Origin of the sequence: Flavitalea plasmicola (assembly GCF_030546645.1) — a bacterium.
Classification (GTDB): domain Bacteria; phylum Bacteroidota; class Bacteroidia; order Chitinophagales; family Chitinophagaceae; genus Puia.
Window position 1 is genome coordinate 321,913 of record NZ_JAUOTO010000002.1, and the last position, 13,346, is coordinate 335,258.

General features: G+C 51.6%; 9 protein-coding genes. 3 read left to right on the forward strand and 6 right to left on the reverse strand.

What is annotated here, in order from left to right; translation table 11 throughout:
- The first annotated feature begins 5 nt into the window (after positions 1 to 5).
- From Q4E93_RS06770 to Q4E93_RS06780, 3 genes are read left to right on the forward strand one after another with little or no spacing between them, the layout of a single operon-like run.
- Positions 6 to 1,610 carry a gluconokinase gene (locus tag Q4E93_RS06770; protein WP_303583677.1) on the forward strand — a complete coding sequence of 535 codons (1,605 nt, stop codon included), beginning with the start codon at positions 6 to 8 and terminating at the stop codon, positions 1,608 to 1,610.
- Entirely contained in the window at positions 1,607 to 2,557 is a 951-nt protein-coding gene (locus Q4E93_RS06775) for an RraA family protein (protein ID WP_303583678.1), read from the forward strand. Before Q4E93_RS06770 ends, Q4E93_RS06775 begins: the two co-directional genes overlap by 4 nt.
- Positions 2,558 to 2,574: 17 nt before the next feature.
- Positions 2,575 to 3,855 (forward strand): mandelate racemase/muconate lactonizing enzyme family protein, encoded by a 1,281-nt coding sequence (locus Q4E93_RS06780; protein WP_303583680.1) that lies wholly within the window; start codon positions 2,575 to 2,577, stop codon positions 3,853 to 3,855.
- Between the two features lie 7 nt (positions 3,856 to 3,862).
- Here Q4E93_RS06780 and Q4E93_RS06785 read toward each other — a convergent pair whose 3' ends face one another.
- From Q4E93_RS06785 to Q4E93_RS06810, 6 genes are all read right to left on the reverse strand, one after another.
- Complete coding sequence (locus Q4E93_RS06785; protein WP_303583682.1) at positions 3,863 to 4,063, reverse strand: helix-turn-helix transcriptional regulator; 201 nt, start codon at positions 4,061 to 4,063, stop codon at positions 3,863 to 3,865.
- Complete coding sequence (locus tag Q4E93_RS06790; protein WP_303583684.1) at positions 4,060 to 4,539, reverse strand: hypothetical protein; 480 nt, start codon at positions 4,537 to 4,539, stop codon at positions 4,060 to 4,062. Before Q4E93_RS06790 ends, Q4E93_RS06785 begins: the two co-directional genes overlap by 4 nt.
- A gap of 116 nt (positions 4,540 to 4,655) precedes the next feature.
- Positions 4,656 to 7,121: an ABC transporter permease gene (locus Q4E93_RS06795; RefSeq protein WP_303583685.1), complete on the reverse strand. Its 2,466-nt coding sequence runs from the start codon at positions 7,119 to 7,121 to the stop codon at positions 4,656 to 4,658.
- Between the two features lie 9 nt (positions 7,122 to 7,130).
- Entirely contained in the window at positions 7,131 to 8,747 is a 1,617-nt protein-coding gene (locus Q4E93_RS06800) for an alpha-L-fucosidase (RefSeq protein WP_303583686.1), read from the reverse strand.
- Positions 8,748 to 8,749: 2 nt separating this feature from the next.
- Positions 8,750 to 11,368, reverse strand: a complete 2,619-nt coding sequence (locus tag Q4E93_RS06805) for a glycoside hydrolase family 3 C-terminal domain-containing protein (protein ID WP_303583687.1) — start codon at positions 11,366 to 11,368, stop codon at positions 8,750 to 8,752.
- Positions 11,369 to 11,396: 28 nt separating this feature from the next.
- On the reverse strand, positions 11,397 to 13,346 hold the full coding sequence (locus Q4E93_RS06810) for a glycoside hydrolase family 97 protein (protein WP_303583688.1): 1,950 nt from the start codon (positions 13,344 to 13,346) through the stop codon (positions 11,397 to 11,399).

Sequence of the window (13,346 nt, forward strand, 5' to 3'; positions counted from 1 at the left end):
TACTCATGAAACCGAGCATAGCATGCATTATCACGATTGAACTGGGCACCAACGGCGTAAGGGTATTCGCCTTCGACCTCAATGGCAAAGTCATCGGCTCGATGAAAGGTCATCATCCTACCTTTCATACGGAACCCGACTACAGCGAGCAGGACCCGGAGCAAATCTTCATTACCACCCTCTACCTGCTGAAAAACCTGTTGAACGAATGCATCCATCCTAAAAAGTACCGGGTGGCCTGCATTTGTTTCAGCGCCTCCATGCACAGCGTGGTAGCGGTGGATAAAAGCGGCAGTCCCCTGGGCTATGCTATCACCTGGGCCGACAACCGCGCCAAGAAAGAGGCGCAGGAACTGCGTCAGTCGGCGCTTGGCAAACGGTTGTATGAGGCCACCGGCACGCCCATCCATCCTATGTCGCCCCTGTTGAAAATAGCCTGGATCAGGCACCGGGATAAAGAGCGCTTCCGGCAGACCAGTAAATTCCTGTCGATCAAAAGTTATATCATTCATCAACTGACCGGGGAGTACCTGGTGGATCACAGCATTGCCTCCGCCACCGGTCTGTTGAATATTCATACCGTTGGCTGGGAAGCCGACGCATTGAAGTATGCCGGCATTACGGCTTCGCAGCTACCGGACCTGGCGCCCGTGTTTACCACCGCCGGCAAACTGAAAAAGGCTTACCAGCAATCGTTTGGCCTGCCGGCGGAAACGAAGATACTCATCGGCTCCAGTGACGGCTGTCTGGCCACGCTGGGCGACGGCGTGAAAGGCGAAGGCAAGGCTACTATCACCATTGAAGACAGCGGGGCGGTGAGGGTAATGGGTCCTACGGTATTGAAAGATGAACAAATGCGTTTCTTCAACTACCTGCTTACCGAAAATTGCTATGTGTCCGGCGGGCCTACCAATAACGCCGGAAATATTTTTGAATGGTTCACCCGGCAGTTCGGGGACTTCACCCATCCCTACGATATGGAGAACAGTATGCGACAGCTGGTGGAAGAAGCCTCTCAAGTGCCTGCGGGTTCCGACGGACTGTTGTTCCTCCCCTACCTGCTGGGCGAACGCGCCCCTATCTGGAATGCGGATGCCCGGGGCGCCTATTTCGGGCTGAACATCCGGCATGAACGAAAACATTTCGTGAGAGCTACCATCGAAGGTATCCTGTACGAAATATACAGCATCGGCAAAACTCTCGGCGAGCAGCGGACGATCAAAAGCCTTTCGGTCAACGGCACTTTCGGCACTATCCCCTTCTGGACCCAGATGATCTCCGATATGTATAACCGGCCCGTTCGTGTACGGCAGCGATCGCACAGCGTCAGTTTCGGCGCCTTCCTGCTGAGCGCCACCGAAATGGGTATTTACAGATCGCTGGATGAGGCGGCCCGGACCGTTGAGCTGCCTGATGTATACAAGCCGGACAAACAGCGTCATGCCGTGTATGCCGATTACTTCGGGATATTTGAAAAGCTCAGCTCCAAGATGTCCGATGAATTTACGGCCATCGCCAGCCTGCAGCAGAAATACAGCAGCTCGTCTGATCACACAGCGGCCGAACCCGTCAAACCTATCACCCGTAAAAAACAAAAATCAAAGCTATGACATCCTATCAAAAATACTGGCTGCCGACGCTGTTGTCATTTTTACTGTGTGGGGCAACCTATAGTCAGCAGATCACCCGCGAAGAGCTCATCGCCCTGACGCCTGAATGGCATGGTGAACGTTTCGCCGACGGAAGGCCGAAAGTGGCCGACAGCATTCTCGACCGGATGAAGCTGGTGACCCTCGAAGAAGCCTGGGCGGTACTGCGGAACGAACATTACAAGCACCAGTACGATGGAGAATGGAAGACCATCAACCCCGACAGCGTGCTGGTGGGTCGCGCAGTGACCGCCATCTTCATGCCTGGCCGGCCGGACATACACCGCGTCATCGACAAATTCGGCGTGCGGGACAAGAGAGTGAAATCCCAGAATTCGTGGCCGATCGACCTGCTGGTGAAGCGGGATGTATACGTGGTGGACCAGTTCGATGCCTATGAGGACGGCCCAACCATCGGGGATAACCTCGGCAATTCCATTTATGCGAAAACGGGCAACGGCATCGTATACGATGGCGCCATACGCGACATCAAAGGATTGAAAGAGATCGGCTCCTTCACGTCCTTCTTCCGCAGCTATCATCCTTCACACCACCTGAACAATCCCGAAGGCGAATTGAATACTACCCTCGTCGGCATCAACCGGCCTACGCGCATCGGCAAGGCCACCGTCATGCCCGGCGATGTAGTGTTGGGAAGGGACGGCGGCGTCATCTTCATCCCGCCCCACCTGGCGGAAAGCGTAGTAAAGACCTCGGAGATCGTGCGCCTGCGCGACCTGTTCGGGCACCAGCGCCTGCGCGAAGGGAAATATACCCCTGGCCAGATAGACTCGCGCTGGAGCGACGAAATAGAAAGGGATTTCTCCCGATGGCTGAATGATCACATCAATGAACTGCCTGTATCCAGGAGCCAGATACAGGAATTTTTAAAAGGCAGAACATGGTAAACCCAAAAATAAATGCAATGACCAACCAAACTTCCCGAAGATCATTCTTATCCAAAGCCACCCTGGCCGCCGCCCTGTCACCACTATTGACCTTGCCGGCGTTCGGAAAGGGATATGAACAAGCGGTAGATCGAACGCCCAAAGCGTCCTCCCCTTCCAACCTGAAGATCACCGATGTGAAATGTGGTTATATCACGGGCAGCCTGTTCGTAAAGATCTATACCAACGAGGGCATCTGGGGTTGCGGCGAAGGCGTGGATGCCATTCCCGGCACCTATTACCTGGTGAAGAATTTCGGTGAACGCCTCAAAGGGAAAAGCCCGTTGAACGTACACCGTCTTTTTGAAGACATCCGTAAATCAGGATTTTTCCAGGGGGCGCAGGCCGGTATGTATGTAGCCGTATTGTCGGCCATAGAAGCCGCCCTGTGGGATCTCGCGGGCAAGGCCTTGCAGCTGCCGGTGTACCAGCTGCTGGGCGGTAAGTTCCGGGATAAGGTCCGGGTGTATTGCGACACTGCGCTGTACCAGCGCAAACTGCCTACGGCCGAGGATTTTGCCGAGGCCGCCACGAAGGCAAAGAGCATGGGCTTCAACGCTATGAAATTCGACCTCGATCAGGCCAACGACCCTCACAAATACGACCGATATAACTGGACCGCCAGTCCCGCGGAGCTGCAACGCATGTACGACCAGCTGACTGCCGCGCGCAAAGCGGTGGGGCCGGACATCGATATCTGCGCAGATATGCATGGCCGCTATGATGCAGTGACTGCGCAGGCCATTGCCAAAAGGCTGGAGCCCCTGAACCTCATGTGGCTGGAAGAGCCCATACCTGCCGAGAACGTGGAGGCGTATAAGCTGATCACCGAATCCACCAGCACGCCTATCTGCGCCGGGGAGAACCATTACCTCGCGTACGGCTTCAGGAGAATGATGGAAACAGGCGCCGTGGATATCGTCATGCCTGACCTGCAGAAATGCGGCGGCCTGGGGGAAGGGCAACGGATCGCCAACCTGGCTCATCTATACTATGTCCCCTTCGCACCCCATATGGTGGCCTCCTTCCTGGGCGCTATGGCGTCGGCGCACGTTTGCGCATCCGTGCCTAATTTCATGATCATGGAATGGCAGTCTTACTTTCACACCGACCCCATGTTCAAAGAGATCGTGACCTATGACGGAGAATGGGTGAAAGACAGTTTTATGACCGTATCGGATAAGCCAGGCATCGGGGTAGAGATCAATGAAGCCGGGATGAAGAAATATGCGATCCCAGGGGTGCCGTTCTTCGAATAGCTCTCCATCAATCCCCCTCTTCCAACTTAAAAATTTCCTCTATTGTCACCTCAAAGAATTTTGCAAGCTTCAATGCCAGAACGGTGGACGGCACATACTTTCCCCCCTCCATGGCATTAATCGTCTGGCGACTAACACTGATTGCTTTAGCCAGCTCCTCCTGCGTAATATTCTTAATGGCCCGTTGTACTTTAATGGTATTGGTCATGATCTTGAATATTTATACAACAGATAGTGAAACCGGATGATGAAGATGATCAGGAGGGTGAATAAATTAATTTCCACTATCGACATGAATGGTTCGCCATATATAAATAAATCCGCCAAAAGCAAAAGCGCTGAATTGATCCATGCGGCCCACAGCCACGAGTTTAAACGCAGGGAACCGACAAACTCATCTTCCTGCTTTTGCCTGGAAAATGCGATGAATATCAAGCTGATCAATAATGCAGCAATGATAATGGTGAGCGTAGGCTCTGTTTCGAATAGTGTAAAGAATTGTGTATGCTTGCTGCCAAATTCCTGGCTTACGATCGCCGGCAGCTTCATGCTAAAGTCCTTATTAAAAATAGTCAGGTTGCCATCATTAAAAATCAAGATCAATAGCCAATAAATAAAGGCGGGAGCGAAAATTATCCACCCGATCTTTTTAAAACCATGGGGCAGTAGGGGTTGTTTTTTCATTGTAATGCTTGTTTTACTAAAAGTAAAGCAAACTTTACATTAAGACAAGTAAATTTGTCTAAATATTTGTTAATGGGGCAGAATTAGCGGCAGTTTTGATCTTATCGAATTCGTTTTCAGTCTGTTCGCAGAGAGCTCACCGGATTAGCCATTGCCGCCCTTACCGTTTGGAAACAGATGGTCGCCAGTGAAACGATCATTGCTGCCAGACATGCGATGCCAAATACCCACCAGCTTATATCGATCCTGTTGGCAAAGCCCTGCAGCCATTTGTCCATTATAAAATAAGCCACAGGCGTTACCAGCACAAAGGAGATAATTATCCATTTTATATATTCCCGGGAGAATAAAAACAGTATCTCTAATACCGAAGCGCCGATGACTTTCCGGATACCTATTTCCTTTTTTCGTTGTTGTATTGTCAGGTATGTAAGCCCGGTCAATCCCATAACTGCCACCAGGATGATCAGGCCGGTCAATATGCTCAGCATGCCGCTTAACACCGCTTCGGTCTTATACAACTGATCAATGGTCTCATTTAAGAAATGATATTCAAAGGGAGCGCCCGGCATGAAAGTCCTGCAGGTGCTTTTTATAAAGGAAAGCGTGCCGGCGGGATCGCCTCCTTTTATTCTTACCGAGATATAAGTACCTTGATTTCTCAGAAAGAGCGCGACAGGGTGAATAGCTTTATGAAGGGATTGAAAATTGAAATCTTTAGCTACCCCGATCACTTCATATCTCTTATTCTTTATATCCAGGGCGTTGAGGTATTTAGTGTTTATAAAGCTGTTGATGGGGTTTTGCAGGCCCAGCTCTTTTACAGCCGCCTCGTTAAGGATAACTCTTTGCACGGTGTCATTATCCATCTGCCTATTAAAATCCCTCCCCTCCAGCAATGAGATCCCAAACGTTCGCAGAAAATCATATCCCACGCTGAAATTAGTCAGGAGATGGTCCGGCGTCCCCAATTTGGAGTTAGCTGAAATCGGGAAATTATCGTTCCCACTGCCAGGGTAGTTCATGCAGATATTGGCAGATATAATTTTTGGATTGTTTTTAAGTTCATTTACAAAGGCGCTGCTCCTATCTCCGATCAGCATAGACGGATCATCGATCACAACGATATTCTCCTTGTTAAAGCCAGGGTCTTTTTCCCGCATATACTTTAATTGCTGAAAGACCAGGTCTGTACATACGGCAAGGCCTATGAACATGAAGAATTGCATAACAATCAGCGTGCTCTTAAAATTTATCAACCTTTTCCGCGGAGCAATTTTTCCTTTAATGGAACTTACCACATTCAGCGAAGACAGGTAAAAGGCGGGGTAGATACTTCCTAATAAACCGACTACGAGCAATAAGGAAATGAATATTGTCCAGTTCAATCCGTTTGTAAGGACATCTTTCGGTAGTTGGGTCCTCATTATACTTTGAAATGGCGAAAGAAATAAAGCGATCAATAAAATGGCCGTCAGCCCAGCCATTAAACTCACCATTCCTGTTTCGGTGAACACCAGCAGAACGACCTTTAACTTCGACGATCCCAAAGTCTTTCTGACCCCAAATTCCTTTGCCCGTTGTATGAACCCGGCGGTTGACAGATTTGCATGGTTAATGCATGCCATACCTATTAAAAAGATAGCCGCGGCGATCAAAATATAAACGTTGCCTATGCTTTCACCCGGCTCAAGCTCTCTTTCAAAATCAGCGTGCAGGTGGATGCCGGTCAAGGGCTGCAGCTTATATTCCCAGTAATTTCCTTTGTTTTTCAAATCATCATAGCCTGTACCAAAACTGCTCCTTAACTGAGGGTCGAGGTATGATCTGACCGCCGACGGAATCCTGGCTTCGACTATTTTCGGGTCGACGCCTTTTCTCAATAAAATATAGGTATAGTAGGTATTATCAACCCACACCTGGGATTGGTTCCAGGGGTCCGTCACATTGGATAAAATAATGCGATAGTGGAAATGGGCATTTCCCGGCATGTCGTCTGTAATTCCAGTGATTTTGCAAGGCAATCGATACCCGTCGATGGTGATCGTAAGGCTTTTGCCCGGGATCGTCCCTTTAACAAATGCTTCTTCACCAAAGAACTTTATTGCCATACTCCTGGTAATAACGATCGTGTTTGGCCTGGATAAAGATTCTTCCGCACTCCCACCCTGAAGCAATTTGAAGCCAAACACCTGAAAGAAAGTCGAGTCGGCCTGGTAAACTTCTTCGTTAAAGACTTTGAGGGGTTGTCCGTTCCCTTCATTGCTCACAGCCTGATTGTTATATTTCCACACACGTGTTGCGGCTGTTACTTCGGGGAATTCTCTTTTAAGCAAATCGGCCAGGGGTGGTGGGGCCATCGAGGAAGTGAAATTATTTCCGCTCATCGATATGTGCGAGTATATGCGGTAAATATTATCAGAATCCGGATAAGCTTTGTCAAAACTAAACTGGTAATTCACCCACATCAAGATAAGCATGCCTGCTGCTATGCTTATGGATAACCCGGAAAAGGATATAAATGAAAGCGCCTTGTGCTTTGATAAATTCCGGAGGGTAGTCTTTATGAAATTCTTGAACATAGGCTGTAATTAAATTGCTCCGTTTATTTTTAAAGTATATGCGTTGTCACAAGGGCGTTGATCCGGCAGCGTGACGGACAAACCTTCCGTGGTCTGCTTCCACTCCAGATCGCCGTGTCCCAGCATCGTCACGTTGGCGGGTTTCCCGTTGCCGGCCAGGGATTTGATGGTCACCTGCCTGCTGTCGGGCCATCCGAAAAAGATCGCATAGAGGGTATTGCCTTTTGTTGTAAAGCGGAAGTCTTCCGCGCCCAGGGGTTTGCCCTTTCCTTCGTTGAAGCCCTGTGCATGCAAAGGCGCGGCGGTGGCGATGACGGGGCCTTCACCGAAGACCTTCCAGGGCCGCGTGGCATAGATGGCCTCGCTGTTGACCTGCATCCATTTCCCGATGTCCTGCACGACGGCCAGCTCGAGCTCGTCGATGGTGCCGTCACCCCGGACGGGGATATTCAGGAGCAGGTTGCCATTTTTACTTACCACATCCGCCAGGATCCCGATGACCATGGCTGCAGACTTGTATCTTTTTTGGTCGTACACCCGCCGGTCGTAATGCCATTCACCTATGCAGGTGTCCGTCTGCCAGACAAAGGGCTCGATGCTGTTGCTGGCGCCCCGCTCGATGTCCCACACCATGCATTTCCGTTGTTGCTCGTCCAGGATCTTCCCATTGATCACGGCCTGCAGCTTGCCGTGGCGGGCGATGCTGTCATTGTACATATGTGCAGCGATGCGCAGGCCCGCGTCGTTGACGGGCCATAAGGGAAGGGCCGTGTCGTCAAAATACAGGAGATCGGGCTGGTATTTATCGATGAGCTCGATCGTCCGCCGGAAGAATTTTTCGCAGTAGGCTTTGGAAGGGGCGGCGACGCCATTGCCCCACCCCCATTGTCCATGTATGCTGCCATCGATCAAACTATCCTTGCTCAGCGGATGATGCTGGGCATACAATTCCTGCGGGTCAAACCCTTCCCACCATTTTCCCTTGCCGTCCGTCTTTGTTATGTTGCCGTCATAGGGCACGCCGGCCAGCGGTCCGTTCTTATCGCTGCGCTGTGCCGTCTCGTACCATCGCCAGGCATGGGAAGCGTGCACGCTGACACCGAAGTGCAGGCCCTGCGCTTTGGCGGCCCGGGCCCAACCGCCGACGAGGTCTTTCTTAGGCCCCATCTTCACCGAATTCCAGGATTGATATTTGCTGTCGTACAGGTCGAAATTATCGTGATGGTTTGCCAGCGCCACGAAGTATTTGGCGCCGGCTTTTTTATACAGCTCCACCAATTGATCCGGGTTCCATTTCTCCGCCTTCCATTCATTGATCACGTCTTTGAAACCGAATTTCGACGGATGGCCATATTTCGCCACATGGAATTTATAGTCATCGCTCCCCTCTTCATACATGCCGCGTGCGTACCAGTCGCCGTGCTCCGGCTGGCATTGGGGTCCCCAATGGGCCCACAGACCGAATTTGGCGTCCCTGTACCAGTCGGGCACTTTGTAACCTGCCAGCGAATGCCAGTCCGGGCGAAAAGGGGCATAGGGAGCGGGCAAAATGCCGGCGGAAGCTTTCGAAAGGTACCAGGCAGGCAATGTGGCGGCCAGACCTTTGATCAAGTCTCTTCTTTTCATATCTATCGTACGTATATATCTTTACTAATAACGTTGGACGTCGTTTTGTTCTTTACTCCTGGCTGTCCCCCGCCGACGCTAAGCACCATTTTTCCTTTAGGCTGGTGGAAGGCCCCGGTCTTTTCATCGGTGAGTGATAATTGTTCCGGCGACAGCGTAAAAGTTACCACCTGCGCGCCGCCTGCCTTGAGAAAAATTCTCTTAAACCCTTTTAAAGACCTGATCGGGGCCCTTTCCCGAACCTCCGGGTATGAAACATATAACTCTACCACTTCCTCGCCATCCATTGCTCCCATATTACGGACCGTCGCGGTGACTGTCAGGCTCTTATTTCGTGTAATTCCGGATGGGGTTTTTAATCCGCTGTAGGCAAACCTGGAGTAGCTTAACCCGTAACCGAAGGGGTATAGCGCTTCTCCTTTAAAATACCGGTACGTTCTCCCTGTCATATCATAGCTTGAGAAGGAAGGAAGGTCCGTATCGCTTTTGTAGAACGTCACCGGCAACCGTCCGGCGGGATTATAGTCGCCGAACAGCACATCAGCAATAGCGGCGCCTGCGTTTTGCCCACCATACCATGCATTAATGATGGCCGGTATGTTCTCGTCTTCCCATGGAATCGCAATCGCGCTGCCGGTCATCATCACAAACACAACGGGTTTTCCGGTGGATCTCAGCGCTTTCATCAATTCTGTCTGCACGGCGGGCAATGCAACAGATGTCCTGTCGCCACCGTTGAAGCCCGGCGCATTTACCGGCATCTCTTCCCCTTCCAGCTGCGGCGAGATGCCTCCCGCAAAAATGATCGCATCCGCATCTTTCACTTTGTTTGCAACGGCAGCGAAATCCGTCTTCTTAAAACTTCCTCCTCTTAAGGAGACATTGGCTTTGCCTTCACCCTGCCAATATTCCAATACAAGCTTGTAAACAGCATCTTTCCTGGTTTCCAGCTTATAGGTCCTGGCGCCCCACCGGTTGCGCTGCCATGCGTCAATAACCTGATTATTATTGATAAACAAGCGGTATCCGTCGTCTGCCTCCACTTCAAATGTGAAGTAACCATCTTTCGTCGTCGTGAAGTTTGAGGTATAGCGAACGGAAAAATTGTTTGCCCTGATCCCTTCAACGACATTCTGGCCTTCCTGCCAGGAATGATCGATGCCGCTTTCATTCTTTACAACGACGGGCGTGCCCCGCAATTCCCGGTTGTCAAAATATTCCGCTTTGAAACCTTTGTTACCCTCCCAGGTGTATTGATCCGTTGCGTCTTCATAGACCATCATCGTGTCATCAATGAAATTAATGGCCGGCTCGTAGACGAGCTCAACCTTCCCACCGAGCTTTTCCTTTATTCCGTCCAACAGCGAAACAACTTTTGAGGGGGTCCCGTTGTAATTTCCCAGGACGGCGATCCTGTTATCAGCATTAGGGCCAAGTACCGCAATCTTCTTCACTGACCTCTTCAAAGGTAAAGTGCCGTTCTCATTCTTCAGCAGCACAATGCTCTGCCTTGCCATCTTCAACGCATGAGCGCCATGTGCCGGCGCTTCCAAGGCAGAAAAAGGCGTTTGCGCATACCTGACCATCTCCACCGGATCGAACATACCCAAACGATAACGAATGGTGAACAACCGGCGTAAAGAGACGTCGAGCTGCTGCTCTTTTATCAAACCACTCTTTACTGCATCCAGCAATGTATAGTAAACGGAAGTGCCGCATTCAATGTCAGTACCGTGCATAACGCCGTCCACTGCGGCTGCCACAGGTTCTTTGTGGGTCTTATGGTATCTGAAGAAATCATCGATGGCCCAGCAGTCACTTGTCACATAGCCGGTGAATTTCCATTGTCTGCGCAGAATATCATTCATCAACAGATCGTTTGCACAGCAGGGCTGCGTATTCACCGCGTTATATGCGCACATTACGCCGGCGACATTCGCCTTTGTAACCAGTTCCCTGAAAGCAGGCAAATAAGTATCCCACAGATCATACACCGAGGGGTTGAAATTATCGACGTGGCGGGATGGCTCCGGACCGCTGTGGACGGCAAAATGTTTGGCACATGCCGCTGCCTTCAGGTATTTGGGATCGTCGCCCTGCAGACCGTGGACAAATGCGCGTGCAAGCATGGCGGTCAGGAAAGGGTCTTCACCATATGTTTCCTGGCCGCGGCCCCAGCGGGGGTCGCGAAAGATATTGATGTTGGGCGTCCAATATGTCAGGCCAACGTACCTTTCATTCGTCCTTCCCAGCTCAATTGCCTTGTTGTTGATGGCGCGGCCTTCCAATGCCGAATAATCGGCCATGCGATATAATGAATTGGTGTCCCATGTCGCGGCCATGCCAATTGCCTGCGGATAGGATGTTACTGCAAACGGCGTTCTCGCGACGCCATGAAGCGTTTCATTCCACCAGTCGTAAGCAGGAATGCCCAGTCGTGGCACTGCCGGCGTCGCATTCAGCATTTGCTTTACTTTCTCTTCCAGCGTCAAACGCCTTACCACATCGTTCACTCTTTCTTCGATGGAAAGTTTAGCGTTCCACATCGGGAAGTTGCGATAATCCTGGGCGTACGTAATCGCCGCAAGAAATATTGCCGAAATAGTCAAAATTGCTTTCATGAATAGTATTCCTTTTTAAGAACCATTCTTATTGCTGGTCAAGATATGCCACAAATCCGCCTCCTTTCGCCATCGTGATCCGCAGCGGGGTATTGCTTGTGATCCTTCGGGTTTTTTTAACGAGATTTTGAGGATGCGTGCCGGCGTCCGCTGCGTCTTCCCAGCTCACCAGCCGGTGATTTCCTTTGGGAAGGAAATCAAGGTTTAGGGTGATTTCCCGCTCTTCCCCGTTGGTCATTGCCCCTATGAACCACCGGCTGCCGCTGCGTCTGGCAACGACAATGTATTTACCGGGGTAGCCGGCCGGGACCTTCGTATCATCCCAGACAGTCTTTACCAGCCGGAGAAAATCGGCGCCGGGCTGTCCTATTATATGTTCGGGGGCATCGCAGTAGACGGTGAAAGGGCTTTCATAGATAACGAATTTGGCCAATTCCGCCACGCGGGTGTTTTTTACCTGGGTCGGCGACCCCTGGCGAAATTCCTCCGGGGTAACGTTGATAAAACCGCCCGGTGTGTAGTCCATGGGGCCGGCCAGCATCCGGGTAAAGGGAAGCGTGACATTATGTTCGGGCGTTATCCTGTTGGAGAACTTGCTGTATTCCTCTCCCATCACGCCCTCCCGGGTGAGCAGATTGGGGTAGGTACGGCTGATGCCATCCGGTTTGTAAGCACCATGGAGGTCAATGAGCAGGTGGTGATCGGCGGCGGCCTTGATGATCCTATGGTACCAGTCGACCATCTGCTGGTCGTCCCTGTCCATAAAATCGATCTTGACCCCGGCGATACCCCATTTTTCGTACAGGGCAAATGCTTTTTCGTAATTGTTGTTCCTGTTGACGTCGGAGCTATACAGCCAGAGCCACAACCTGACATGTTTGCTTGCGGCATAGGCCAGGAGTGCAGGCATATCCAGCTGGGGTGCGGTGCGGGTAATATCAGCGCGCGGATCGTTGAAAGCGCCATACCACTGCCAGTCGACCAGCATATAGGGCCAGCCCTGGCTGGCGGCAAGGTCGATATATTGCCGGATAGTGGGCATATCCATTTTGACCTCCCCGCTCCACCAGTGATCCCAGGCGCTGATGCCGGGCTTTATCCATGACGGGTCCTTAATGGCACAGGGAGGGTTCAGGTTTTCGATGAGGCCGGATTCTATCAATTTTCCCGGGCTTTCGGCCAGCATGATCACCCGCCAGGGCGTATACACACTGTCGTCGAAGCGGGCCTTTGCGCCGTCAACCGGCTCCCCGGGCAACGGGGCAAGCCGGGTGGTCAGCATGACGCGGCCATCCTGCAGGGAATCGCTGCCGATGTAGGACCCCGGGTAATGATCGATGGCGGCTTCCGTGACGGCTGCAAAAACGGACGTATCTACCTCGATCAGCATGGGAAGGCCCGCCACTGTCTGTCGCGTGAGATCGCGCAGCCAGACGGGCCTGAATTCGGATTCCTGGGAGGTGGCATAGCCGCCGTATTGAGCCACCCATGCCTTTGCATTGCCGGGAAATGGGAAGCCTGTAAGCTCCCGGGTAATGACCCTGTCGCCGATGCCGGCGGCGGCGGGCAGCTTGTAACGGAAAGCGATGCCGTCATCGTAGGCCCGCACTTCCAGCTCCAGGGACCGCCGCAGACCTGTGTCCTCTTTTAACCGGAGCCTCAGACTATTGTACCAGTCGTCCATCCGTGCGTGTTTGTTACGGACTGCGGGGTACCAGGAGTTCCGCACCTGGAATGTCTCCTTCTTCACTATGGAAAGCCCTGTTCCCAAAGCCGGCTCATTCATAAACTCAAACCCCATGCGTCCCCGGGAAACAATCTCTTTTTGCCGGAAATTAAGATGGTAGGCAATTCCGCCAGGATCATTTATTAAGTGAAAAAGGATATGACCGTCGGGGGAGGCAAGCGAAAGGTCCTGGCTGACGACGGTCTGGCAGATAAACGAGGCAAGGAGCACCGGCAAAGCAATGTATCTCAT

Excerpts from the sequence above, each read along its gene's own strand:
- Q4E93_RS06775 (WP_303583678.1), top strand. The coding sequence starts at position 1,607 with ATGACATCCTATCAAAAATACTGGCTGCCGACGCTGTTGTCATTTTTA.
- Q4E93_RS06805 (WP_303583687.1), bottom strand. The coding sequence starts at position 11,368 with ATGAAAGCAATTTTGACTATTTCGGCAATATTTCTTGCGGCGATTACG.
- Q4E93_RS06780 (WP_303583680.1), top strand. The coding sequence starts at position 2,575 with ATGACCAACCAAACTTCCCGAAGATCATTCTTATCCAAAGCCACCCTG.
- Q4E93_RS06800 (WP_303583686.1), bottom strand. The coding sequence starts at position 8,747 with ATGAAAAGAAGAGACTTGATCAAAGGTCTGGCCGCCACATTGCCTGCC.
- Q4E93_RS06785 (WP_303583682.1), bottom strand. The coding sequence starts at position 4,063 with ATGACCAATACCATTAAAGTACAACGGGCCATTAAGAATATTACGCAG.
- Q4E93_RS06790 (WP_303583684.1), bottom strand. The coding sequence starts at position 4,539 with ATGAAAAAACAACCCCTACTGCCCCATGGTTTTAAAAAGATCGGGTGG.
- Q4E93_RS06810 (WP_303583688.1), bottom strand. The coding sequence starts at position 13,346 with ATGAGATACATTGCTTTGCCGGTGCTCCTTGCCTCGTTTATCTGCCAG.
- Q4E93_RS06770 (WP_303583677.1), top strand. The coding sequence starts at position 6 with ATGAAACCGAGCATAGCATGCATTATCACGATTGAACTGGGCACCAAC.
- Q4E93_RS06795 (WP_303583685.1), bottom strand. The coding sequence starts at position 7,121 with ATGTTCAAGAATTTCATAAAGACTACCCTCCGGAATTTATCAAAGCAC.